The organism is Stenotrophomonas sp. TWI819 (genome assembly GCF_039673075.1).
Lineage (GTDB): Bacteria > Pseudomonadota > Gammaproteobacteria > Xanthomonadales > Xanthomonadaceae > Stenotrophomonas > Stenotrophomonas rhizophila_B.
In genome coordinates this window covers 34,521-59,898 of sequence record NZ_JBDJKY010000015.1, presented here as the reverse complement: position 1 = coordinate 59,898, position 25,378 = coordinate 34,521, and the positions used below count along the sequence as shown (strand labels likewise).

Sequence of the window (25,378 nt, the reverse complement as noted above, 5' to 3'; positions counted from 1 at the left end):
GCGTCATGAACGATGACGGTCTTGCCGGGTTGCTGGCCAGCGGCCGGCACTACGGCCTGGCACGCAGCAGCGCCAACCCGAACCCGATGAAGATCGTACCCACCACGCGATCAAACACCTTGCGCAGCCCCGGCTTGGCCAGATAACCGGCCAGCCCGCGGCCGCCGGCGGCGTACACCCCGTACCAGAACATCTCCATCACCGCGAAGGTGCCCACCAGGATCACGAACTGCGGCAGCTGCGGCTGGGTGAGATCGACGAACTGCGGCAGGAACGCCGAGGCGAACAGCAGCAGCTTCGGGTTGCTGATGCCGATGATGAAACCATCGCGGAACAGCACGGTGCATGAACTGGGCACCAGCGCCGTGGTGCTGCCCACGTCGATCGGTGCATCACCGCCGCGCCAGGCCTTGATCCCCAGGTACACCAGGTACGCCACGCCCGCGTAGCGCAGCACGTCGAACACCATCGGCGAGGCCTTGAGCACCGCGCCCAGCCCGGCGGCGGAGATCGCCAGCGCCAGTACCAGCGCGGTCAGGCAGCCGGCCATGGCGGCGATGCTGCGGCGGAAGCCGACGCGCACGCTGCGGGTCATCACGTGCAGCATGTTCGGGCCGGGCGTACCGCACAGGACGAACACGGTGACGGCGAAGATCCACCAGGTATGCAGGTTCATGGCAATGCCGTTCAAGAGAGAGGTAGTGCCGGCCGCTGGCCAGCAGCGCAATGATGCCTGACGGAAACAGCACCGGCATGCCGGACTCGCGAGATGGCCGGTCCTCGCAACCGGGTTGTCCGCCCGAAACGCACCGGGGCGCCCTCATGGCGCCCCGGTATGTCACGCCCGCATCAGCCCGCGATCAGAACCGCAGGTCCGCGCGCACGTACCAGTAGCGCCCGCGCGGGATGTCGTAGGTGGAGGCGTCGTAGCCGTTGAGCGAGCACGACAGGCAGATCGGCGGATCCTTGTCGAACACGTTGTTCAGGCCGGCGCTGAGCTGCAGGCCCTTCATCCAGTCGACCTTGTAGCCCACCTGCATGTCGTGGAAGGTGGTCGCGGCCAGGTCGTTCGTCCCCTCGGCCTGATTGCCGCAGATCGGGAACGCCGCCACGTCGCCACACTCCTCGGTGAGCTTGGAGATGTGGCGCACCGTCCAGGAGGCATTCCAGTTGGCCAGATTCCAGCTCAGCGTGGCATTGCTGGTCCACTCGGGGATCGAGCTGTCGGCCACTTCCACCCCCGGCTCCTGTGGCTGCCGCTGGCCGGCCGCGCCCAGTGCCTCATAGCGGCCGACGAAGGTGTTCTGCCAACCGAGCTTGAACTGGCCGACCTCCGTCTGCGGCAGGGTCCAGAACAGGTCCACGTCCCAGCCATCGGTCTTGATCGAGCCCAGGTTGGTCAGGCGGTTGTTGAAGCTGCTGACTGCACCGGTCGAGGCGCGCGTGATGCCACCGCAGTACAGCGGGTCCAGCGTGTCCACGCACAGGTCGAGCTGGGTCTGCGCGTTGATCGCCTGGATCGCGCCTTCGATGTGGTGGCGGTAGAACGTCACCTCCACATCGAAGCGCTCCGACCAGGACGCATTGCTGCCGAACCAGGGGCTCCACACGAAGCCGGCGTTGAAGCTGCGTGAGCGCTCCGGATCCAGCTCCGCGTTGCCACCGGTGGTGACCGAGATCTGCGAGTTGGCCTGCTGGAAGCCGCCCGGCACGCCAAGCGCCGCACAGTTGGCCGCGCTGCCACGTGGCGGGGTGCCGCCCAGCCCGACCGAACACGGATCGAACAGTTGCAGATCGGCACGCGCGGCCGAGCCGTACAGCTCGCCGATCGACGGTGCGCGGAAGCCTTCGGCATAGCTGGTGCGCAGCACGAAGTCATTGGTCACCTGCCAGCGCAGGCCGTACTTCGGGGTGAACTCGCCGCCGAAGGTGGAGTAATCCGAGTACCGCCCGGCCAGACTCAGGTCGAGTTTTTCGCCGAGCGCGCTCTTGGCGAAGATCGGCACGCTCAGCTCCAGGTAGGCCTCGTTGACGTCATAGGAGCCGGAGGTGGGCAGTGACGGCACGCCGTTGTAGTGGCCGATCACCGTCAACGGATCCGGATCATAGCGGCCCTCGTACTTGCGGTACTCATAGCCGGTGGCGAACGAGACCGGGCCGGCCGGCAGGGTGAACAGCTCGCTGCTCAGGTTGGCGGTGAACAGGCTCAGCTCGTTCTGGCTGCGGTCACGCACCACCGGCTGGATCCAGCGCAGCATGTCCGGGGTGATCGAACCGACCCCGCCGAAGATGTTCAGCGGGACACAGCCGGGCGTGGCCGCGCAGATCGCCGGATCGCCCAGCGCCATGTTGACCTTGTAGATGTCGTAGCTGCCGTAGTTGGTCTGCTCGGCTTTGTTCTTGCTGTACATACCGTTGAGGTCCCAGAACCAGCTGCGGTCCGCCGCCTGGAACTGGCCGACCAGACCGGTGGCGAAGTACTGCGTGTTGACCTCCTGCTCGAACACGCGCGGGCCGCCTTCCACCGGGCGGCGGCCGATCAAGATCATATTGTCCGATGCAACCAAATCGAACCCGAACGGATTGTAAGGATTCAATCCGGAGACCACGATGTTGTCCGCCAGCGGATTACCGGTGGCGCCGTCGGGCCCGAAAAACAGCGGCTCCGGTGCGGCCTGGTTGATGGATTCGCGGCGGTTGCCCAGCGCCTTGATGTACCACTGGATGTCATCGGTGAGATCGAAGCGGAACTGGCCGAAGACGCCCTTACGTTCCGATGGCGTAAGCACCATGTTGTACTCGGCGAAGTTGAAGCGGTCGGCCGAGGTGAAGCAGTGGTAGTCATCGCTGCGGGTGCAGCCGGCGCTGCCGTCGTAACGTGGACTGCTCACCCCCGTATTGGGCACGATGTCCTGCAACAATCCAGAGCTGGGATCGATAATTTTGAACCGCCCCTGCGGAATGCCACCACTGCCGAAGGCCAGTCCGGTACCCGGAATCGGAAAGCGCGACTGCTCGCGATCGCGCGCATACACCGGGTCCTGCTTGGTCCAGCTGGCGCCCAGGAACAGGCTGTAGCGGTCGCCGCTGGTACCCCAGGCCAGGTCCACGCCCTTCTGGGTGCCATCGCCCTTGCTGTACTCGCCGTAGTTCGTCGTCACCTGCGCGCCGTCGAATTCGCGGCGGGTGATGATGTTGACCACACCGGCGATCGCGTCGGAGCCGTACAGCGACGAAGCGCCGTCTTCGAGCACTTCGATGCGCTCGACGATGGCCAGCGGAATGGTGTTCAAGTCTGTCGCCGCGCCCACGCCGGAGGCGGAGGATTCGTTGACCCAACGGATGCCATCGACCAGGACCAGCACGCGCTTGGCGCCCAGGTGCCGCAGATCGACCTGGGCCGAGCCCGCGCCCACGCCGCTGCCATCCGGCGGAAAGCCGAAGTTGCCGGAGGAATTGAACTTCGCATTGAGCGCCGAACCGGAGCCGGTCAGCTGCTGCAGCACATCGCCGATCGAGGTCAGGCCGGTGCGTTCGATCTCGGTGCGGGTCAGGGTCTGGATCGGCACCTGGCCTTCCACCTCGGCCCGCTTGATGCGGCTGCCGGTCACTTCCACCCGGTCCAGGTCGGTCGTACTGCGTGGCGCGTCCTGCGCGCTGGCCAATGCCGGTGCAGCCAGCAGCAGGCACAGCGAGACGGCGACCGCCAGTGGGCGGTGATGCAGGTTGTTCATTCGCTCTCTCTCCAAAGGAATGTCGGGCTGGGCTGCCGCGCCCCCCCTGCATGGCGGCAGTGTCTCCTTTGTAAACAATTTGTTCGTTTCAACCCGTGAGAGCGGTCGCACTTTTACCAAGTCATGAAAATGAACCCCCCCGCCCAACGAGGCAAGTCCAGTATTAAAATCAAAACATGAACATATTCACGCAATAAATTATCAATACTGTGCGCAAGGTCAATAATCTCGAACTGCATCAAAAATACCATTCCACTGCCAATGACGGCATGCTGAAAGGAATGGAGACGATCAAATGAAATGGACACCAAAGATCATATGCATAGCACTTGCAGCCATCAGCATTATTTCAACCTCGGCCGAGAAGGCTACTGCCGGAGGATTCATTGAATGCAACAACTGCAGATCACCTAAGGACGCTGCCATTTTATCTGGCTCAGGACTAACACTTGTTGCAGATTTCGAAGGCGCAAAACTTAACGCATATGAGGTTGAATACGACAGGGAGATAAGGAAGTGGCGAGCACTATCCACCCCTGTTCCGGCACAGATACAACTTGCGTTCTATAGAATAGTTGATGCTACAACAACCCAGCAGATGAAGGCACTGCGGGAAAAGCCACAAGCTGGCGGCGGTCCGATCATTATTTTGCACCCGGACAATCCAGGGAACAGCAATGGAATCACCTTTCCCGATGCATACAAAGGATCAAACACCTTTGACATTGTTGAATCTTCGACCCTCCGCACGCGGCTCGGCCAGCAATTAGCAACAGAGTTGTCAGGAGCGAACACTGGTAATAACAATTGGAACAATTTCGCCAATGCGCTTCAACAGGCTGGTCTAACGTGGTCATCACTGAAGGGGGGAGGGACGATCACCATAATAATCACTTGGCGCGATGGATCTCGCACCATGTACAGAATAACCTCAGACGATGTAACGGAAGCAAAGTATCAAAAGGGAGAAAGTCGAGACGGCACCGGAAACAAGGTTCCAGACGAATCCATCGTAGACCCGGTTACAGCCCCGAGCTATGCGGGAGGGTATTACTTCGGAAGGTCGAATGATATGGAGCGCTGGGCTCGATCAGCGCAGCAATATGGAGTTCCAGTCACGGGGGCGTCGCAAGGGCAAACCCGCATGTCGTGCTCCTGGGACGGAAGAACCGTTACTTGCAAAGCGCTGTAGAGCGCCTTCCGTTCTCACACACACGGCAAGGGGTCTCTGGGAGTCGCTATCAGAGGTTGAGATGATGAAGTGGGCGACATCGGAAGATGTCGCCTATCTTTTTGATGTTCCTACTGGACGAACGGGTTTCGGTACATTTCTGCGCTGTAGCACACTGCCAGACCTGTTGAGATGACTCCAGATTGCGCGCCAGGAGCGATTGAAATGACCACTGTAATCGGGCTTACGCGTGATAGTACGGGTGCGCCTGCAGCCGTGCCTGGAGTGTTTCAACGCCATTGTCTGGGTCACGTTGGTCTCAGGCAAAGGCCCTGCATTATCTATCCCGAGAAAAGCCTTGCACTGCTTCTTGACGAAGGCGCTGCCCTAGTATGGAGACTATGTGGACACCCCTCGGCTTCAGCATGACAAGCTCCCGTTCATCCTCGAGTCGGCTTGCCCTCACTCCCTTTCACCCCGCGCCGTTATGCTTTCCCGCATGACTCGACTTCCCCTCTATTTTTTCAGCGCGACCGTCCTGCTGGCCTGCACCGGCGTCAGCCCGGTGGCCGATGCCCAGAACCTGGATGCGCAGCGCGCGCAGCTCAAAGCCGTCATCGACAACGCCGAGCGCGGCCAGTTTGACCCGGCCCAGGCGGCCGCATTGAGCCGGCACCCGCTGTATGGCTGGGTCGAATTCGCCAACCTGCGGCGCAACATCGACACCGTCAGCAATGTGCAGGCCCAGGATTTCCTGAAGCGTTACAACGGCCAGGCCGTGGCCACCAGCTTCCGCAACGTATGGCTGCCCGCGGTGGCGCGACGCCAGGATTGGCCGACGCTGCTGGCCAACTGGACCGAGACCTCCAACGTCGGCCTGCGCTGCGCGCAGCTCAATGCGCGCCAGGCCACCGGCAAGGCCGATGCGCAGTGGGTGAGCGAGGCGCAGGCGATCTGGCGCAGCACCGGCAAGTCGCTGCCCGATGCCTGTGACCCGGTCTTTGCCGTGCTGGAGGCCAAGGGCGGTCTGAGCGCCGAGCTACGCTGGGCACGTATCGACGCCGCCGCCGATGAGCAGCAGCCGGCGGTGATGCGCAGCGCCGCGCGCGGTCTGCCCGCCGCCGATCTGGCCCTGGCCAACACGTATGCCGCCTTCGTCGACAAGCCCAATGCGAGCGCACTGAACTGGCCGCGCAATGAGCGCAGCCGGCGCATCGCCACCGACGGCCTGGCCAAGCTGGCCAAGGCCGATCCGGGGGCCACCGAACAGCAGTTGCCGCAGTACGCCGACGCCTTGCAGCTGAGCGCCGCGCAGCGCGCGCAGGTGCTGTACCAGATCGCGCTGTGGACGGTGGCCTCCTACGGTCCTGAGTCCGCCCGTCGCCTCAATGCGGTGCCCGAGTCGGCCTATGACGAACGCCTGCACGAATGGCGGGCGCGCGAAGCGCTGTCGCGCGGCGACTGGCCGGCCGCACTGACCGCGATCCGCAAGATGGGCCCGACCCAGCGCGCCGATTCGCGCTGGCGCTATTTCGAAGCGCGCATGCTGGACAAGACCGGCAAACGCAGCGAAGCGCAGGCGGCCTTCCGCGAGGCCGCCCGCGCGGCCACCTTCCATGGCTTCCTGGCGGCCGATCAGCTCGGCCAGAACTACACCCTGTGCCCTTGGGAGCCCAACGACAGCGCGCAGGCGCAGGCGGCGGTCGCGCGTGACCCGGCGATCGTGCGCGCGATGGAACTGTTCAAGATCGAGCGTGCCGGCTGGGCCGTGGCCGAGTGGAACGATGCGCTGAGCCGCTACGACAACACGCAGCGTCGTCTCGCCGTGGAAGTCGCCCGCGACAACGGCTGGTTCGACCGTGCGGTGTTCTCGCTTGGCAAGACCCCGGACGAGCAGCGCCTGTACTCGCTGCGCTTCCCGCTGCACCACGATGACAGCATCCGCCGCGAGTCCGCCCGCAACGCCATCGACCCGGCCTGGGTGGCCGCGGAAATCCGGGCCGAGAGCATCTTCAACCCGAAGGCGCGCTCACCGGCCAACGCGATGGGCCTGATGCAGGTCCTGCCCGCCACCGGTGCGGCCGTGGCCAAATCGATCGGCCTGACCAACTACGGCGGCGCCGCCAGCCTCTACGATGCGGACACCAACATCGCCATCGGCACGGCCTACCTGCGCCAGCTGATGAACAAGTACGACGGCCTGCCCTACGTCACCATCGCCGCCTACAACGCCGGCCCGACCCCGACCGCCCGCTGGCAGTCGCAGCGCCCGGGTTTCGATCCGGACATCTGGATCGAAACGATCAGCTACAAGGAAACCCGCGAGTACGTCGCGCGTATTCTGGCCTTCAGCGTCATTTACGACTGGCGCTTGAACGGTGACGCGCTGCCGGTGACCGACCGCATGAACGGCCGGCTGCAGGTCAAGCGCAAGACCTTCGCCTGCGCGGCCAACGCCGACAAGGGCGGCGACTGAGTACGCCGGTGCCCTTGGCGAGCACGGGCCTGCCCGACTGCGGCATCATGGCCGCATGAAGATCTATCTGGTTGGCGGCGCCGTGCGCGACCGCCTCTTGCAGCATGCTCCCGGCGACCGCGACTGGGTCGTGGTCGGGGCCACCCAGGCGCAGATGGAAGCGCAGGGCTACAAGGCCGTGGGCCGCGATTTCCCGGTGTTCCTCCATCCTGATACCGGTGAGGAATATGCGCTGGCCCGCACCGAGCGCAAATCCGGCCGCGGCTATCGCGGATTCGTGGTTGATGCCGATCCCGCCGTGACACTGGAAGAAGACCTGCAACGTCGCGATTTCACCATCAACGCGATCGCCTGCGATGAAGCCACCGGTGCGTTGGTGGATCCGTATGGCGGCGTGCGTGATATCCAGCAGCGCGTGCTGCGCCACGTCGGCCCGGCCTTCGTCGAAGATCCCCTGCGGGTGCTGCGCGCGGCCCGCTTCATGGCGCGCTTTGCGCCGCTGGGCTTCACCGTCGCCGACGAGACGATGGCGCTGATGCGGGAGGTCGCCGCCAGTGGCGAGCTCGACGCTTTGGTGCCCGAGCGCGTCTGGCAGGAGCTGCGCCGTGCGCTCGCCTCCGCGCGGCCCTCCGCGTTCCTGCGCACCCTGCATGATGCCCAGGCACTGGGCGCGATCCTGCCCGAGCTGGAGGCCCTCTACGGTGTGCCCCAGCGCGCGGAGTTCCACCCGGAAGTCGATACCGGCGTGCACCAGGAAATGGTCAACGACATGGCCGCGCAGCTGGCCCCCGGCGATGACCTGATCGGCTTTGCCGCGCTGACCCACGACCTCGGCAAGGGTCTGACGCCGCCGGCCGAATGGCCGCGCCACCTGCAGCACGAAGAACGCGGCCTGGCCCCGCTGGCTGCCCTCTGCGACCGACTGAAAGTGCCGTTGGACCATCGCCAGTTGGCCGAAGCGGTGTGCCGCGATCATCTCAACGTGCACCGCATCGACGAACTGCGCGATGCCACCGTGTTGAAGCTGCTCGCCCGCTGCGACGGTTTCCGCCGCCCGGAGCGCATCGCGCAGATCGCGCTGTGCTGCGAAGCCGACAAGCGCGGCCGGCTCGGCTTCGAGGACAGCGACTATCCGCAGGGTGAAACGCTCAAACGCCTGCACCAGGCGGCGCTGACGGTGCAGGCGCGCGATCTGGATCTGAGCGGATTGAAGGGCCCGGCGGTGGGTGAGGCCCTGGCCAAAGCGCGGGTGAAGGCGATCAGCGCGGTGCGTACGCGCTGATTGAAGTCTGCGCGGCAGACTCCGGCCCCGCCTGATCCCAGCGCGGACCGGACGCTGTCTCAGCTGGCGCTGGCCGCGCACGCTGGCTGTGCCAGCAGCCAATCGCGCGCCGCGGCCGCCGCGTCCTCGCCTTCACTGACGATCACATCCGGGGCGACCTTGCCGCCATCGCCCCGACCATTGCGGTCGACCATGACGTTGCCGGTGACCAGCAATGCGGTTCCGTCGGGCAGCCGCTCGGTACGGTTGCCGGTCGAGAGGCCCGCCGTGGGCTGGCCGAAACTCCGGGTATTGGTACGCCCGCGGAAGGCCAGCGCCGTCGCCTCCCCTGAGCTGGCGGTGCGCGGACCGAACAACACCGCCACCGGTGCGCCCGGCTGCCGGAGGCGATACACCGCCGCGCCACCGTCGAGCAGCATCTTCTGCTCCAGCCAGACAGCACCGTCGTGCGACGACCATGACTGCTCCGCATCGGCCGTGGCGAACGCACCGATCCGGGGCACATGGCCATCGGCCTCTTCCAGCAGGGGGGCCAAGCCCAGCAGCATCGGCCACATGTTGCCGCCGCCGTTGCCCCGCAAATCTACAACCCAGCCGCATCGTTCCGCCCGGTCCTTGCTGCGGATCGCGTTCTGCAGCCTGCCGGCAAACGCCAGGCTCGCCTGCTGCCAGGTCTGACTGCCGCCCGCGCCACTCGCGTTGAAGGCTCCCACCGTCATCCATCCAATGCGGCGACCCACCGTATCCATATCCCGCTGCAGATCAGTGCGTTGCGGCGTGGCGCTGGCCTCATCTGTCTGCCGGGTGGCCGACGGTGGACTGATTGATGCTGGCATGCCGCGCTTCAAAGGCGACTGCAGCGACGGGGGCGTCGCCGGCAGCCACCGTCCATGCCCCCCACTGCTCACGGCAATGGCATCGCGCAACAATGGCCAGGTCTTGGCGGGATCAGCATCGGGAGCCTGCAGGCGGGTGCGCAGCGCCTGCCAATCGACCTTGTCGCGGTACAGCGCCTCACGCTCCAGCACCTCCACGATCCGCAGCTGTACCGCTGGCGCAGGCATGTCCTGTGCGTTCGCCAACGGTGCAAGCAGCACACCGGCCAGCAGCACCGAGCGCGTACAACGAGACCGCATGGACATTACCATCGCGCTACATCCGTGTAGTTGAGTAGTCCGCAGCATATCGCTGCACGCGGCCACAGGAACAGCGCGCGCCCTCCGTCCTGGCGACCGGTCAGTCCGAAATGAGGAGCACGTCACCCAGGGCGGGCAGCGTGCCGCCGATCAGCCAGCGGCCACAACCGCCTCACCAATCAAACCGCACGCCGATATTTCCTTCGATGCTCGTGCGCTCCTTCTGATCGCTGCCTTCCAGATCGCGCGTGTAATCGGCCACCGCAAACGCACTGACATTGGCATTGAAGCGCGCGACCACACCGACACCGACTTCCAGCGCGCGGGCGGCCTGCTGATTGGTCAAGGCATTGGTGCCAAACGTGATGCGATCCTCGCCATCGAAGGTCTGCCAGTAGTTCACTTTGAGGTACGGCTGCCAGCCATTGCCGGCGAGGTTGTAGTCGGCTGCCAGGCGCAGGCCGACGCGGCCGGTCCAGGCGTCTTCGTTGTCGTAGCTGATCGTGGAGATGCGGTCCGCGCTGTCATCCAGGGCACTGCGCTGCCAGATCACCTGGGCCTGCGGCTCCAGCCACCAGGCGGACTGCCCGAGCTGCAGCAGCGGCTTGCCGACCTCCAGTGACGCCGTGGTGCCATCGCCGCGCAGATCGATCCCAAGGCCGCGCGCCGACCACGCATTGCCGTCATAGCGGCTCTGCATGACCACGGCGTCCAGGTAACCGCCGGCACTGCCCACGCGGGTCCAGTACAGACCGACATGTTTGTCATCCAGGCGCGTGCGGCCCACCGCCACGTTGTCCCAGCCGATCGCGAAGCCGTTGACGTTGCCCTGCGCGCGGGTACGTCCGACGAACACACCGAACTGATTGCGCGCGTGATCATCGGCCGTTGCGTACAGATCCACACCGGCCTGGATGCCTTGGATGTCACCGTCGAAGCTGGGCTTGGCATCGCCTTCCCAATGCTGCTCATGGCTCTGCCCGATCATCCGTGCCCACGCCGCGCGGAACCCGCCCTGCCCGGCCAGCAGGCGCTGCTCGCCTTGGCGCTCGTGGAAGGTGCCCAGGCTGAGCAGGCTGGTCTCACGCAGCAGCGGCGGCACCACCGCGTAGGTGGCCGCCTCCACGCGGTACAACGGAACGATGTCGCCTTCGGCCGGCACAGCACCGGGTGTCGGCGGCACGGCCAGCGGACCCGGCACGGCGGCTGGCGTGGTCGGCACCGGCGGTGGCGTATCGGTTTGCGGGGGCGTCACCGGCGCCGGTTCGGGCGGCGGCGGTGGGGGGGCCGGTTCCGGTGCCAGCGGATCCGGGTTCTCCGGCAGATCCGGTGACGGTGGCGGCGTCAGCGCGGGCGGTGGTGCACCGGCATTCTCCGGCGGTGGCGGCGACGGTGTCACCGTGGGCACCCCCGGCGGCGCCGGCGACGGCGCGGGTGAGACGCCCGCCACCAGGGTCGAGCGCAGGTACCAGTTTTCACCGCTGCCCGCACTGACGCCGCCCTTGAACAGGAAGTACTCGAATGCGCCGGCCGTGATGGGGTTATAGAGCGCGAACGCGTTCTGCGTGGTACTGGCGCCGTTGATCGACTGCACCACCAGAATGCCGTCCGCCTGCGTCGCCGCCCCACCGCCACCGGCATTGAGGATGCCCAGCCCAGTGCTGCCGCTGGCCACACCGTTGGAGATCACCAGTCGATCCGACGGCGCGCCGTCACCGGCCAGCACCGACTGCAGGTACACCCCGCCGTTGTTGCCGACGTAATTGCCTGCGATGGTGAACGCATCGCCCGGGCCGTTGCTGCCGTTGCTCAGATCGATACGGCCGGCATTGATCACATTGACCTGCTGGCCAGCAGTGAACGTGCGCACGTTGGCATTGAGGCCACCGGCAAACACCGTGCTGGTGCTGTCGACGTCCAGCGTACCGCCGCTGGTGGTGACATCGGAGAGCACCAGATCGCCATCGAAGGTCAGCTGGCTGTCCTGGCGCAGGTTGATCTGCTCCCAGCCGGTGAAGCGCGAGACACCGCTGGTCTTGACGTTGTTCATCGTGAGCAGATCGGTGCCAAGCCCACCGGTGAACAGCGGAATCGCGCCGAGATGGCTGTTGTTGAGGTTGGACAGCGTGGCGACGTCATTGCCCTCGCCCATGTCCACCGTGCCGTACACCACCCCGCCACCGGACCAGTCCAGCCGATCGTTGCCGGTGCTGGCGCGGATCTCACCGCGCACCGTGCCGCCGGTGATGGTGATGGAATCATCGCCACCGCTGACGCTGATGTTGCCGCCGATGTAGCCTTCGGAGAGGATGATGGTGTCGTTGCCGAAGCCGGTGACAAGGTTGCCGTCGATCGTGCCACCGGACATATCGAAGGTATTGTTCTCCAGCTTCATGTTGACCCGGCCGATGCGCCCGCCGGTCATCTCGGCATAGTCGCCGTCGTCGAAGCCGCCGATGATCTGGCCGCCGGTCATGCGGAAACGGTCAGTGCCATCACCCTGCAGCAGCGCACCGATGGTGCCGCCGGTCATCACGAACACATCCTGGCCACCGCCCTGCTGCACCGCGCCGGTGATGGTGCCGCCACTGATCTCCATCACGTCAACACCATCGCCCTGGTCGACGCTGTCGATGACACCACCGCGTACCACCAGGGTGTCGTTGCCGGCGCCCTGCGCGACACCACCGCGGATGCTGCCGGCCAGCATGTCCAGCCGATCATTGCCAACGCCGAATACGATGCCGCCCGTACTGCCGCTGATCACCCCGCGATTGATCACGGTGGAGGCGGCGTCCAGCTGCAGGCCACGCCCGGCCACCGCGATGATGCTGCCGTCGTTGGTGATCAGATGACCGCCGCCGCCGGCCTGCAGCGTGACGGCGTTGCCGGCGGCCGGCGCGAGCTGCGCGTTGCCAAGAACGTTGAGCGTGATGTTGCTGCTGCCGGCCCCGCCGATGACCGGCGCGGTGTCTGGATTGGGCAGCTGGCTGGAGCAGGTCACAGTCTGCCCGGTGGTCGGCGCAGCGTTATCGCAGCCCGCCCATGCCGGGAAGGCGCCGGCGATCAATACGGTGCCGAGGGCGCCACGGCGGCCGGCGTGCAGCAGCCGCGATATCTGGACAGCCAGCAACGGTCGTGCCGGCCAAACAAGCGTCTGGCGCATGTACCTTTCCTGTTCAGCAGAAGGGGGACAGCAACGGCCCAGTGCTTTTACGGATGACCTGCGTAGGTACTTTTACTGTGCCGCCGTGATGCGAAGGTAAAAAACCGATGCCTTCATATCTTCAGATAGAGGCGCCGGCGATCCAGCACCCACACAACGCCCCACCAGAGCGCGACGAAGCCCACCGCACACATCAGCGAGGCCAACATCGGTGCCTGCGGTACCACACGCTCCAGTGCACGGAACGCCCAAGCCCAGACGCCTGTCGCGCCCAGGACCAGCGCCATTGCCGAGGACCCAAGGTAAGCGGCGATTGCATTCACCCCGAAGCGGCGGCCCAGTGCGGGCATACCCCAGCAGTCGATCAACAGGTGCGCCAGCAGCAGCGCGACCACGGACAGGCCACCGGTCCAGAGCACGAAGCTCGCCGTCCAGAGCTGTTTGTTCAGGGGCAGCCACAGCGTGGCCAGACCACCGAAGGCCAGACAGGCCAGCGTCAGGGTGGCCAGGCGGACCGATTGGCCGGCACGCAGCCACGCACCCGCGCGCAGACCGAGCAACGTAGTGGCAATCGCCCCGAGGCTGCTCAGCAGGCCTTCCGGATCATGACCCAGGCCGGTGAGCGCGGAGTACTTATAGAGGAACGGGGCGAACAGCGCGGTATCCAGGCGGCTGGCTGGATTGACCCATGGCGCCAGCGAATGGGCAGAAAGAAGGATGCCCGCATAGGCCGCCAGCAATCCCATGATCACCACCCATTGCGTCCGCGCCTGCGTGTAGACCGCCAGCACACCGACCACCGCCACGCACAGGGCGATCCGCTGCAGCACGCCCCACAGGCGATACGCGGGCAGCTCGAACAGCCACCACGCCATCAGGTGCAGCAGCGCGCCGGCGATCAGGATGCGCAGCGCGCGTTGCAGTACCCCACGCACCAGCGCCGGACGCGTGGCCCGCTCGCCCGCGCGCGGGGCCAGGCTGAAGGCCATCGAGACGCCTGCGATGAACAGGAACAGCGGGAAGATCAGGTCGGTCGGGGTGAAGCCATGCCAGTCCGCGTGCAGCAGCGGCGCGTAGACATGGCTCCAGTCGCCGGGGTTGTTGACCAGCAGCATCGCCGCGACGGTCAGGCCGCGCAGTGCATCGATCGACCCCATCCGCCCCGACGGCGCGGCACTCATACGTCTTCGCGCTGCCCGGCGATCCAGGTGCTGCGCACCTGCAGCGCGTCATCGAGCAGCACCAGATCGGCATGATGGCCTTCGGCGATGTGCCCGTAGCGGTCATCCAGATTCAGGAACTGCGCAGGATAGGTCGACGCCATGCGCGCCGCTTCGGCCAACGACACGCCCAGCAGCTGCACGCTGTTGCGCACCGCCGTGGCCATGTCCAGCGCCGAGCCGGCCAGCGAGCCGGCAGCATTGCGCACCACCCCGTCCACCGCAGTGATGACCTCGCCGTACAGTACGTAACTTGGGTCTGCCGCACCCACCGGCGGCATCGCATCGGTGACCAGCATGACCTTGCCGCGCGGCTTGGTCGCCAGCGCCACACGCAGGCTGGCCGGGTGCACATGCACACCGTCGGCAATGATGCCGACCCAGCTGTCGCGGTCTTCCAGTGCAGCGCCGACCGCGCCCGGCTCGCGCCCGGTCAGCGGTGACATCGCGTTGTACAGATGGGTGAAGCCGCGGATACCGGCCTCCAGGCCGGCACGTGCCTCTTCGTAACTGGCGGCGGTATGACCTGCCGCCACCACCACACCGCGCTCCACCAGCGCGCGGATGCTCTCCAGCGGCACCCGCTCGGGCGCCAGCGTGAGCAGGGTGACGCCGTTGTCCAGCGAGGCGGCCAAGGCAATCTCGGCGGCATCGGGCACGCGGAACTTGTTCGCGTCATGCGTGCCCTTGCGCGCCGGGGCGATGTACGGGCCTTCCAGATGGATGCCGAGTACGCCTGGCACGCCCTCGCTGATCGCCTGGCGGGTCGCGGCGATGGCCGCGCGCATCACCTGCACGTCGTCGCTGATCAGAGTCGGCAGCAGACCGGTGGTGCCGAAGCGGCGGTGCGCCTGGGCCAGCGTGCGCAGCGTGGCGACATCCGGGCTGTTGTTGAACAGCACGCCGCCACCGCCATTGACCTGCGCATCGATGAAGCCGGGCAGCAACCAGCCGCCGCCCAGGTCCACCTGCGCATCGGCCTGGCCGAGCATGGGCGCGGCATCGGAGATGAGCGCGGTGATCCGGCCGCTTTCGATCACGATCGCCAGGTCATCGCGGAAGTCGTCGCCGGCCAGGATGCGGGCATTGCGCAGAACGGTTTTCATCAGACGGTTTCCGTCACCTTGTTCAGATGCGGCGGCAGGTCCGGGTTGTGGCCACGGCGCAGAGCCAGCGCATTGATCGCGCGGTAGAAGCTCTGGATGGTCAGCAGCGGCGCGCACGCCGGGTGGGGCGCGACCGGCAGCGGCAGATCCCCACCGACATCGGCCAGCCACACCTGCGCATCGCGCGCGGCGAACTCGCTCAGCACCGCGCGGGTGCCGGCGCCGGTTTCATCCGGCTGGGCGAAGGCCAGCACCGGGAAGCCCGGGCCGACCAGCGCCATCGGGCCGTGCTTGACCTCGGCCGAGCTGTAGGCCTCGGCGTGCAGGCCACAGGTTTCCTTGAACTTCAGCGCCGCTTCCTGCGCCGCCGCCAGGCCGAGGCCACGGCCGAGCACGAACAGATTGTGGGCCGGCACCAGGCCATCCGTCAGCGACGACCAGTCGCTGTTCCAGGCCTCGCGCAGCGCATCGGGCAGCGCGCGCAGCGAGGCGATCAGCCCCACATCCTGGGTCCAGTACGCCACCAGCTGCAGGATCGCCGACAGCGAGGCCAGGTAGCTCTTGGTCGCCGCCACGCTGCGCTCGGCACCGGCGCCGAGCGGGATGACCGTCTCGGCCAGCTGCGCCAGCGGCGAATCCTCCACATTCACCAGCGCCACCACGCGTGCACCGGCCGCACGCGCGGCCTCGGCATTGCGCAGCAGGTCCGGGCTCTTGCCCGACTGCGAGATCACGATGTACAGCGCGCCGCGCAGCTTCAGGGGTGCTTCGTAGACCGAGCCCACCGAGGGCGACGCCGAGGCGGTGACCAGCCCGAGGCGCGTTTCCAGCAGGTACTTGGCATAGGTGGCGGCGTGGTCGGAACTGCCGCGCGCGCAAGTCACCACGAACGGCGGCGGTGCCGCGCGCAGGCTGGCGGCCAGCGTCTCCACGGCCACCTGGTTGCGCGCGAACTGCGCGGCGATCACATCGGCAGCCTCGGCGGCTTCGCGGTACATCAGGGTGTCGTGGGGGGCAGGCAGGGACATGGGAACTCAGGTCGTTTCAGGAGAGGGAAGCCGTGCACCCTGCGGGCGCATCGGCGCGGTGGAACCACGCACGACCAGCTGCGGCACGAAGCCCTGGTTCTGCAGCTGCAGCGGCGCGTCGTCGTAGGCATCGCTGCGCAGCTGCGCGATCAGCAGGCGCGCGGCATGCCGGGCGATGTCTTCGGTGGCCTGCTTGGCGGTGGTCAGCGGCGGCCAGGACTGGCGCGAGAACGGACTGTCCTCGAAACCGGCGATGGACAGGTCGTAGGGCACGTTCATGCCGGTGGATTTGGCGGCCGCGAGCACGCCGGCGGCGATCTCATCGTTGGAACCGAAGATCGCGGTGGGCGGTTCGCGCAGCGCCAGCAGGCGGCGCGCGCCGCGGAAGCCATCATCGAAGGTGTAATCGCCCTGCACCACCAGGTGCTTGTCGATTGTCATGCCGTAGTCGCGCAGCGCCGCTTCATAGCCGGCATAGCGCTCACCGCTGGAGCGGTGCGAGGTGCCGCCCCAGAGGAAGCCGATCCGCTGGTGGCCCAGCTGGATCAGGTGCTCGGTGATCTCGTAGGCGGCCTCGCGGTCGTCGACGAACACACAGGCGCCGTCCTCCGGATCGGCGGTGGCGGCGATGATGCGCACCAGTTTGATGCCGCGTGCGGTGAGCGCGGCCACCAGATCCTTGCGCTCGGACATCGGCGCGGTCAGCACCAGCCCGGCCAGGCGCGAACGCTGCACCCAGTCGGCCAGTTCCTCGGCGAGCATCGGCGAGCTGGAATCGCAGGGATGGATCTGCAAGCCGAACCCGGTCTCGCGGCACGCGGCAAGCACGCCGTTCTGCACGCCGATGATGTGGTACGGGTTGGGGTTGTCGTAGACCAGCCCGACCACCAGCGTGGTGCCGGTGCGCAGGTTGCGCGCGGCCGGATCGGGCTCGTAGTCCAGCTCGGCGATCGCGCGCAGCACCCGTGCACGGGTGGCCTGCATCACCGACGGCTCGTTGTTGATGACCCGTGAGACTGTCTTCAGCGATACCTTGGCCCGTTCGGCGACATCCTTGATGGTCGCTCTACGCATCGTTTTTCCCTGGCTGACCGGTTGAGCGTCCATGATCGCCGATCACTGCCCGTCGCGGGACAGCCCGACCCGGTGGCCGCGCATCGAATAGAACAGGATGTACAGGTAGCAGGGCACCATCAGGCCGGCGAACACCCACTGGAAGTCGAAGTGCTGCTTGAGCACGGCAAACAGCTGGGGAATGATCGCGCCACCGGCGATGGCCATCACCAGCAGCGCCGAGCCGGTCTCGGTGAAGCGGCCCAGGCCGCGGATCGCCAGCGGGAAGATCGCCGGCCACATCATCGCGTTGGCAAAGCCCAGCGCGGCCACGAAGCCGACCGAGACATAGCCGTGGGTCAGCAGCGCGCCGATGCAGAACAGCACGCCCAGCACTGCCGAAATGCTCAGGTAGCGCGATTGCGTCACCAGGTGCGGAATCAGCGCCAGGCCCACCACGTAACCCGACAGCATGAATGCCAGGGTGATCGAGGTGAACATCTTGGTCTGGTCCAACGGCAGGTCGAAGCCGTGGCCGTAAGTGCCGATCGCATCGCCGGCCATCACTTCCACGCCGACGTACACGAACAGGCACAGCACGCCCAGCCACAGGTGCGGGAACTGGAAGATGCTGGTGCGCTCGGCAACGCCCGGCGCGCGGGCCGGTGTGGCATTGGCTTCAGCGGTCTTCAGCTCGGGCAGCGGCGAGAACAGCACCGCGACGGCGAGCACCACCAGCAGCCCGGCCATGGCCATGTACGGCAGCTGGATCTTGGCGGCGAAGTCATTGAGCAGCACCGTCTTGGCAGCCGCATCGGCGACCTTCACCTGGGCGTCCAGATCGCCGATGCCATGCAGCACCAGCGTGCCGATCAGCACCGGGGCCAGCATGCCGGCGATCTTGTTGCAGATGCCCATCAGCGCGATGCGCCGGGCCGCGGTCTCGATCGGTCCGAGGATGCTGATGTACGGGTTGACCGCTGTCTGCAGCAGGGCCAACCCGCTGCCGATCACGAACAGGCCACTGAGCGCGCCCGGGTACCAGCGCTGCTGGGCAAAGTGCGCGAACACCACCGCGCCGGCCGCCATCACCAGCAGGCTCAGGCTCAAGCCTTTCTTCATGCCGGTGCGCTTGAGAATCCACGAGGCCGGCAGGGCGAGGAAGAAATACGACAGGTAGAAGACCATCAGCACCAGGAAGGCGCCGACCTCGTCCAGCTCGAAGGCCAGTTTGACGAAGGTGATCAGCGGGCCGTTGAGCCAGGTGAAGAAGCCGATCAGGAAGAACAGCACGCCGATGATCAGGATCGAGGTAAGCACGCTCGAACGCGCGGAGGCAGCAGGCACGGCAGACATCAAGAAGGCTCCTGCATCGACGGCGCGCGATGCGGCGTCGGAAGAGTGGCTGGGAACAACGTTGTCACATTTATTCGTCGCCGCTGCCGGGTTTGTCAACAACTGGTCTGACGGGCGTCCGGTGAAAACCGCGTGCTGCATCTGCGCAAAAACCCGGTATGGCTCGCCGGACGGGAGCTGGACGCCTATTTCCAAGCCGTTTGCAAAAACATGACGGCCGTTGGGTGAAAACGTTTTCCTGCGGCATGGCCCGTTGCGGCGCAGCATCGAAAGTCCGAGGTTATCGTTGACATCGTTGTCAGAACGATTACAGACTCCGCCTCAATCGCCGGGCCAGCCCTGGCCATGCCCAACCGATGGAGTCCGTGTGACCAACGCCGCCCACGCTGTACCGGCCCATGCCCCGCCCGCCGCGACGCCGCCGTTCCTGGCCGCCGACGTGGGTGGCACGCATGTCCGGGTTGGCCGGGTCCAGGCCAGCGCCGATCCGGCCCATCCGGTGGAGCTGCTGGACTACCGCAAATTCCGCAATGCGGATTACGCCGGCCTCAGCGCGATCCTGTCCGACTTCCTGGCCGACGGCCCGCGCCCGGCGCACTGCGTGGTCGCCACTGCGGGCTATGCACGTGAAGACGGCACGGTGATCACCGCCAACCTGCCCTGGCCGCTGTCGGCGCGGCAGATCGAGCGTGAGGTCGGCCTGGACCAGGTGTACATCGTCAATGACTTCGAGGCGGTGGCCTATGCCGCCGCCCAGGTCGATGCCAGCGGCGTGCTGCAGCTGACCGGCCCGGCCACCGCCCCGCGCGGCCCGACCCTGGTGGTCGGCCCCGGCACCGGCCTCGGCGCGGCGGTGTGGATCCCGACCGCGCATGGCGCGGTGGTCCTGGCCACCGAAGCCGGCCAGCCAACGCTGGCTACCACCACCGAACTGGAAATGGCGATCGTGCGGCAGATGCTGCGCGACCGGTCGCATGTCTCGGTCGAGCAGGCGCTGTCCGGCCCCGGCCTGATGAATCTGTACCGCGCTCTGTGCGCGTTGAACGGCCAAGCGCCGACGCTGACCACCCCCGACGCGATCACCGCCGCTGCCATGGCCGACCACGACCCGCTCGCGAAGCAGAGCCTGGAGGTGTTCTGCGGCCTGCTCGGCAGCACGATCGGCGACATGGCGCTGCAGTACGGCGTCACCGGTGGGGTCTACCTGGCCGGCGGCATCCTGCCGCAGATCCGCGATTTCCTGTTGAACAGCACCTTCGTCGAGCGGTACCTCAACAAGGGGCCGATGCGCGAGGCGCTGGAACGTATTCCCGTGAAGGTGGTCGAGCACGGGCAGCTGGGCGTCATCGGCGCCGCCAGCTGGTACCTGGGACAGAGGGACCACCCGAACGCCTGACGGCGCACAGGGCAAGGCAATACGCAGTACGTGGCACCCATGGCGCACCCCGTTCAGGGCGCGCGGCAAAGTCGTACCAGACGCAAGAAGACACGCCGTCGCCGGCGAACCATCGGATTGATGAGGAGAGACATCATGAACCACCGCAAGAGTCTGCTTTCGGCAGCCATTTTCAGCTGTCTGGTGTTCGGCGCGCAGGCGCAGGAAACCTCGACCACCCCCACCGACCTGGATACGGTCAGCGTCGTCGGCATCCGCGCGAGCCTGGAAAAGTCGCTGGATACCAAGCGCAACAACGTCACCATCTCCGAGGCGATCACCGCCGAGGACATCGGCAAGTTCCCCAGCACCAATGTGGCCGAGGCGCTCTCGCAGCTGCCAGGCATCTCGCTGGACCGTCGCTTCGGCCAGGGTGAGCGGGTCAGCATCGATGGCACCGACCCCAGCCTCAACCTGTCCTTCCTGGATGGCCATCCGGTGGCGCAGGCGATCTGGCTGTACGGCGAACAGCCCAACCGCGGCTTCGACTACACCCTGCTCTCGCCGCTGATCCTGGGCCGCATGGAGGTCATCAAGTCCTCCGAAGCACGTCTGACCGAAGGCAGCCTGGGCGGCACCATCCTGATGCACACCCGCCAGCCGCTGGACATGCGCGCCAATGAAGTGGCCGCTTCGATCGGCTACAGCTACAGCGACCAGGCCAGCAAGGGCAAGCCGAACGCCTCGGCGATCTACAGCTGGAAGAACGACGAGGAAACCTTCGGCATCAACGTGGCCGCGCAGCACTATGAAGAGCGCGTGGACCGCCAGGGCATGGAAGTATTCGGGTACGCCAAGGCCTCCACCTTCACCAATGCGCCGGGCGTGGACCCGAACGCGGATGTGCCCAACTCGGTCAATGCGGCCTGGTTCCAGCAGGACCGCAAGCGCGACAGCGCCGTAGTCAATCTGCAGTTCAAGCCCACCGACGAGCTCGAGTTCAACCTGAGCGGCCTGTACATCAAGGAGAACTTCGACAACTACAACCAGTCGATGTACTCCTTCCTGACCTGGAATCCCGGCACCATCGGTGCAGTGAACCAGCTCGGCGATGTGCGCAATGGCGTGGTCAACAGCGGCCACTCCAATGCCAGCGCCACCGCCAACAGCGGCACGGTGATCTACGACAACAACGTGCGCGAATCCGAAGTCACCACCAAGGGCCTGGATCTGCGCGGCGCCTGGAAAGGCGAGAGCTGGGGCATCAGCGGCCAGGCCGGCCAGAGCAAGTCCGAGAACAAGGAACTGGCCCAGTACTTCATCGAACCGTTCTACAACGGTGGTTTCAGCTGGAACCTGGACAACGGCATCACCTTCGACAACCCCGATGCGGCCCGCAACCCGGCCAACTGGGGCTCGGCCGGTGGCTGGTTCGGCAACAACGGCATCTTCTCCACCGACAGCAAGGACACCTACGCGCAGCTGGACTTCAATGTGCAGTTCGACAGCATCTTCAACCAGCTGCAGTTCGGCGTGCGCCACGGCAAGCATGAAGAGAGCTTCGATCTGAACGTGTATGGCGGCGTGCGTCCGGGCACCCTGGCCGACGTCGGCACCATCGGGTTGACCGACATCCAGGGCTTCGCCGATGGCCAGGGCCGTCATGTCCAGGTCGGCCGCGACAACGTGCTGAACTGGGTCAAGGGCAGCCCGCTGGACTTCGCCAACCCGGATCCGGCCAGCTACCTCAACAACAGCTGGGCGCTGGAGCAGACCAACAACGCCGCCTACGCGCAGTTGAACTTCTCCAACGGCCCGGTGCGCGGCAACGTCGGTGTGCGCTACGTGGATTCCAAGACCGCCGGCAGCGGCTTCGTCTACGGCGGCACCCCCACCCTGACCGATCTGGACAGCAAGTGGCAGACCCAGACCAAGAAGGAAGACTTCCTGCTGCCCTCGGTCAACCTGGTCTACGACACCGACAGCGACTGGGTCTTCCGCTTCGGCGCCAGCAAGGTCATCGCCTGGGCACCGTACAACCAGATGGTGAACAACACCTTCCTCAACGACACCACGCTCACCGGCAGCGGCGGCAACGCAGCCCTGTCGCCGTATGAGTCCTGGAACTACAACCTGTCGGCCGAGTATTATTTCGCGCCGCAGTCGGTGGTGGCCTGGTCGCTGTTCTACAAGAAGATCGACAACTACATCGATACCAGCGCCGTCACCGAGCGCCAGTACAACTCGATCCGCGATACCTCGCCGGCCACCTGGGCCAACATCGTGGGCACCAACGGCTGTGCGGCCGACGGCTACTGCGACTACAGCATCCAGCGTCCGCGCAACGCCGGCAGCGGCCACGTCAAGGGCTTCAACCTCAGCTACCAGCAGCCCTTCGGTGAGAGCGGCTTCGGCCTGACCGCCAACTACACCTACGCCAACGGTGAGAACAACTCCGGCGATGCGCTGCCTTACCAGTCGCGCAACTCGGTCGCGTTCAGCCCGTACTACGAGAAGGGCCCGATCAACGCCCGCCTGACCTACAACTGGCGTGACAGCTACCTGGCCGGCGGCTACGTCGCAGGCTCGGCACCGGCCAGCGTGGACGACTACGCCGAGCTGGGCGCCAGCTTCGGCTACACCTTCAACGAAAACTGGTCGGTCACCGTCGACGCCCAGAACCTGCTCGATGAAGAGTACTTCCAGTACCTGGGCGACAAGGATCACCTGGCCTCGCGTTACAAGAGCGGCCGCCGCTACATGGCGACCCTGCACTTCAAGTTCTGATTGCCTTGGCACTATGCTGAATGCCTGATACGGGCCCGGATCTCCGGGCCCGTTTTCACAGGTGGAACCCGATTCGCTACAAAGGAATGACCCGATGCACACCCGCACCCGTCGTACCTCGCTGTCGCTGCTGTCCTTCGCACTGGCACTCTCCCTCGCACCGCTGGCCCAGGCCGCCGACGCACAGGCACCGGCTGGCCCGAAGGCCCTGCCCGGTTCGCTGATGGTGATCCCCGCGCCCGCCAAGGTCGATCGCATCGACGGCGCCGGCTACACCGTGACCGCCGCCACGCCGGTCCGTGCACAGGGCCAAGCCGCCCAGCGCGTCGCCACGCAGTTCGCCACCCTGCTGCGCGACAGCGGTGGCCCGGCGGTGACGGTCAGCGAAGGGCGCGGCAAGGACGGCATCCGCTTCATCCTCGATGCCGCGCTCAGGACCGGCGCCGAAGGCTACCAGCTGCGTTCTGACGCGCGTGGCGCGACCGTGCAGGCCGCCACCGAAGCCGGCCTGTTCTACGGTGCGGCCACGCTCTCGCAGCTGCTCACCGGCGGCAGCGATGGCAAACTTCCGGCGCTGCGTATCGACGATGCCCCCCGTTTCAGCTGGCGTGGCCTGATGCTCGATTCGGCCCGCCACTTCCAGAGCCTGGATGAGATCAAGCAGGTCCTGGATGCAATGGCCGAGCAGAAGCTCAACACCTTTCATTGGCATCTCACCGATGACCAGGGCTGGCGCATGGAGATCAAGCGCTACCCGAAGCTGACCGGCATCGGCAGTTGCCGCATTCCGGCCGGCGATGGCGGCCGCGATCCGGTCACCGGTGCCGAGCGCCCGTACTGCGGCTTCTATACGCAGGACCAGATCCGCGAGGTGATCGCGTATGCCGCCGCGCGCCATATCCAGGTCATTCCTGAAATCGACGTGCCCGGTCACGCCACCGCAGCGATCGCGGCCTACCCGGAACTCGGCACGATCGACACCCCGCTCAAGCCGCTGAGCGAATGGGGGGTGTTCCCGAATCTGTTCAACACGGAAGACAGCACCTTCGAATTCCTCGAGAACGTGCTGGAAGAAGTCATCGCGTTGTTCCCGGCCACGTACGTGCACGTGGGTGGCGACGAAGCGGTCAAGGACCAGTGGGAGGCCTCCGCACGGGTGCAGGCACGCATGCGCGAGCTGGGCGCCGGCGATGAGATGGAGATGCAGAGCCACATCATCAAGCGCCTGGAGACCTTCCTGGAACAACACGACCGGCGCCTGATCGGCTGGGATGAAATCCTCGAGGGCGGGCTGCCGCCGGAAGCCACGGTGATGTCCTGGCGCGGTACCGAGGGCGGCCTCAAGGCCGCCAGCGAAGGCCACGACGTGGTCATGTCGCCGGTGACCGACATGTACATGGACTACCTGCAGACCAACTCGCCGAACGAACCACCGGGCCGCCCGGCGGCGATTCCGCTGGCGCGCGTGTACGGCTTCGAGCCGGTGCCGGACGCGCTGGCCAAGGACAAGCAGCATCACATCCTCGGCCTGCAGGCCAACATGTTCACCGAGCACACGCGCAGCTACGCGCGTCTGCAGCACAACCTGTTCCCGCGCCTGGCCGCGGTAGCCGAGACCGGCTGGTCGCCGCGCGAGCGCCGCGACTATGCGGACTTCCTGGCGCGCCTGCCGGCGCAGCTGCAGCGTTACCAGGCAATGGGCATCGCGTACGCGCAGACGCCCTTCCAGGTGGAATTGGACAGCCATGACGACCGCAGCGCCGGCACCGCAACGCTGGCGTTGAGTACGCCACTCGGCTACGACATCCACTACAGCGTGGACGGCAGCGCGGTCACCGCGCAGTCACCGCGCTACACCGCCCCGCTGCAGCAGCCGCTGCCGGTGGCGCTGCAGGCGGCCACGTTCTTCAACGGCCAGGCGTTGGCCAAGGCGGCCAGCCGCTTCGATGTCACCGCCGCGTCGCTGCTGTCGCGGACCGACGAACATCTCGCGCAGTGCCCGGGCGACGGCCAGCTGCTGCTGCGCCTGGAAGACGACGGCCCGGCCGAGGGCGAGCGCGCGATATTCAACGTGGACATCTTCAACCCGTGCTGGCTGTGGAAGGAGGCGGATGTGGACGGCATTGCCAGCGTCCGCATTCGCGCCGGGCGGATCCCGTACTACTTCCAGCTCGCCCATGACGAGCCGAACCGGCGCTTCGCGCCCAAGCGCAGCGCACACGGGGAGATGGACATCCTCGGCGGGCAGTGCGATGGCAAGCCGCTGGCCAGCGTGAAGCTGCCGGCCGCACCAGGTGCCGATGGGTTCATCACGCTGGAGGCGGCGCTGCCGCGCTCGCTCAAGGGCAGCCAGAATCTCTGCGTGCGCTTCACCGGCGATACCCGGCCGACGATGTGGGTGCTGGATGAGATGACGCTGTTGCCGCGGTAGTTCGGGTACCGGGGTGCCGGCCAGCGGCCGGCACTACCGATCGTGCGTCGCCGGCGT

Annotated in this window: 16 protein-coding genes; 7 read left to right on the top strand and 9 right to left on the bottom strand. The window is 66.1% G+C overall.

The genetic code is table 11. The annotated features are described in order from the left end of the window. Positions 1 to 49: 49 nt before the first annotated feature. Both ABE463_RS16770 and ABE463_RS16765 read right to left on the bottom strand, forming a co-directional pair. The gene (locus tag ABE463_RS16770; RefSeq protein ID WP_346468931.1) at positions 50 to 676 is read right to left on the bottom strand and encodes a LysE family translocator; all 627 of its coding nucleotides are present in this window, start codon (positions 674 to 676) and stop codon (positions 50 to 52) included. Between the two features lie 184 nt (positions 677 to 860). Beyond that, positions 861 to 3,734: a TonB-dependent receptor gene (locus ABE463_RS16765; protein WP_346468930.1), complete on the bottom strand. Its 2,874-nt coding sequence runs from the start codon at positions 3,732 to 3,734 to the stop codon at positions 861 to 863. Between the two features lie 295 nt (positions 3,735 to 4,029). On the opposite strand from ABE463_RS16765, the gene ABE463_RS16760 reads away from it, so the two are divergent. The 3 genes from ABE463_RS16760 (at position 4,030) to ABE463_RS16750 (ending at position 8,663) form a co-directional block, all read left to right on the top strand. Then, entirely contained in the window at positions 4,030 to 4,926 is an 897-nt protein-coding gene (locus ABE463_RS16760; RefSeq protein WP_346468929.1) for a hypothetical protein, read from the top strand. A 478-nt stretch (positions 4,927 to 5,404) separates the two neighbouring features. Further along, the gene (locus ABE463_RS16755; RefSeq protein WP_346468928.1) at positions 5,405 to 7,381 is read left to right on the top strand and encodes a transglycosylase SLT domain-containing protein; all 1,977 of its coding nucleotides are present in this window, start codon (positions 5,405 to 5,407) and stop codon (positions 7,379 to 7,381) included. Between the two features lie 55 nt (positions 7,382 to 7,436). Next, complete coding sequence (locus tag ABE463_RS16750) at positions 7,437 to 8,663, top strand: multifunctional CCA addition/repair protein (protein WP_346468927.1); 1,227 nt, start codon at positions 7,437 to 7,439, stop codon at positions 8,661 to 8,663. A gap of 59 nt (positions 8,664 to 8,722) precedes the next feature. Here ABE463_RS16750 and ABE463_RS16745 read toward each other — a convergent pair whose 3' ends face one another. The 7 genes from ABE463_RS16745 to ABE463_RS16715 all read right to left on the bottom strand — a co-directional run bounded on the left by ABE463_RS16745 (position 8,723) and on the right by ABE463_RS16715 (position 18,728). Then, positions 8,723 to 9,799, bottom strand: coding sequence for a S41 family peptidase (locus tag ABE463_RS16745; RefSeq protein WP_346468926.1), 1,077 nt, complete (start codon positions 9,797 to 9,799; stop codon positions 8,723 to 8,725). 172 nt (positions 9,800 to 9,971) lie between these two features. After that, positions 9,972 to 12,965: an autotransporter domain-containing protein gene (locus ABE463_RS16740; RefSeq protein WP_346468925.1), complete on the bottom strand. Its 2,994-nt coding sequence runs from the start codon at positions 12,963 to 12,965 to the stop codon at positions 9,972 to 9,974. A gap of 113 nt (positions 12,966 to 13,078) precedes the next feature. Further along, positions 13,079 to 14,146, bottom strand: a complete 1,068-nt coding sequence (locus ABE463_RS16735; RefSeq protein ID WP_346468924.1) for a heparan-alpha-glucosaminide N-acetyltransferase domain-containing protein — start codon at positions 14,144 to 14,146, stop codon at positions 13,079 to 13,081. Continuing rightward, positions 14,143 to 15,291: an N-acetylglucosamine-6-phosphate deacetylase gene (gene nagA, locus ABE463_RS16730; protein ID WP_346468923.1), complete on the bottom strand. Its 1,149-nt coding sequence runs from the start codon at positions 15,289 to 15,291 to the stop codon at positions 14,143 to 14,145. Before nagA ends, ABE463_RS16735 begins: the two co-directional genes overlap by 4 nt. Beyond that, a complete protein-coding gene (locus ABE463_RS16725; protein WP_259259108.1) occupies positions 15,291 to 16,319 on the bottom strand; it encodes an SIS domain-containing protein in 1,029 nt (342 codons plus the stop codon). The genes nagA and ABE463_RS16725 overlap by 1 nt, the downstream gene beginning before the upstream one ends. Positions 16,320 to 16,325: 6 nt before the next feature. Next, the gene (locus tag ABE463_RS16720) at positions 16,326 to 17,393 is read right to left on the bottom strand and encodes a LacI family DNA-binding transcriptional regulator (protein ID WP_019186013.1); all 1,068 of its coding nucleotides are present in this window, start codon (positions 17,391 to 17,393) and stop codon (positions 16,326 to 16,328) included. Positions 17,394 to 17,435: 42 nt separating this feature from the next. Further along, positions 17,436 to 18,728 (bottom strand): sugar MFS transporter, encoded by a 1,293-nt coding sequence (locus ABE463_RS16715; RefSeq protein ID WP_259259107.1) that lies wholly within the window; start codon positions 18,726 to 18,728, stop codon positions 17,436 to 17,438. On the opposite strand from ABE463_RS16715, the gene ABE463_RS16710 reads away from it, so the two are divergent. The 4 genes from ABE463_RS16710 (at position 18,670) to ABE463_RS16695 (ending at position 25,321) form a co-directional block, all read left to right on the top strand. Then, positions 18,670 to 18,942 carry a hypothetical protein gene (locus tag ABE463_RS16710; RefSeq protein WP_346468945.1) on the top strand — a complete coding sequence of 91 codons (273 nt, stop codon included), beginning with the start codon at positions 18,670 to 18,672 and terminating at the stop codon, positions 18,940 to 18,942. The genes ABE463_RS16715 and ABE463_RS16710 overlap by 59 nt on opposite strands. Before the next feature lie 153 nt (positions 18,943 to 19,095). Next, a complete protein-coding gene (locus ABE463_RS16705; RefSeq protein ID WP_346468922.1) occupies positions 19,096 to 20,124 on the top strand; it encodes a glucokinase family protein in 1,029 nt (342 codons plus the stop codon). Between the two features lie 135 nt (positions 20,125 to 20,259). Next, positions 20,260 to 22,890, top strand: coding sequence for a TonB-dependent receptor (locus ABE463_RS16700; RefSeq protein ID WP_259259103.1), 2,631 nt, complete (start codon positions 20,260 to 20,262; stop codon positions 22,888 to 22,890). A gap of 94 nt (positions 22,891 to 22,984) precedes the next feature. After that, positions 22,985 to 25,321, top strand: a complete 2,337-nt coding sequence (locus ABE463_RS16695; RefSeq protein ID WP_346468921.1) for a family 20 glycosylhydrolase — start codon at positions 22,985 to 22,987, stop codon at positions 25,319 to 25,321. Positions 25,322 to 25,378 lie beyond the last annotated feature (57 nt).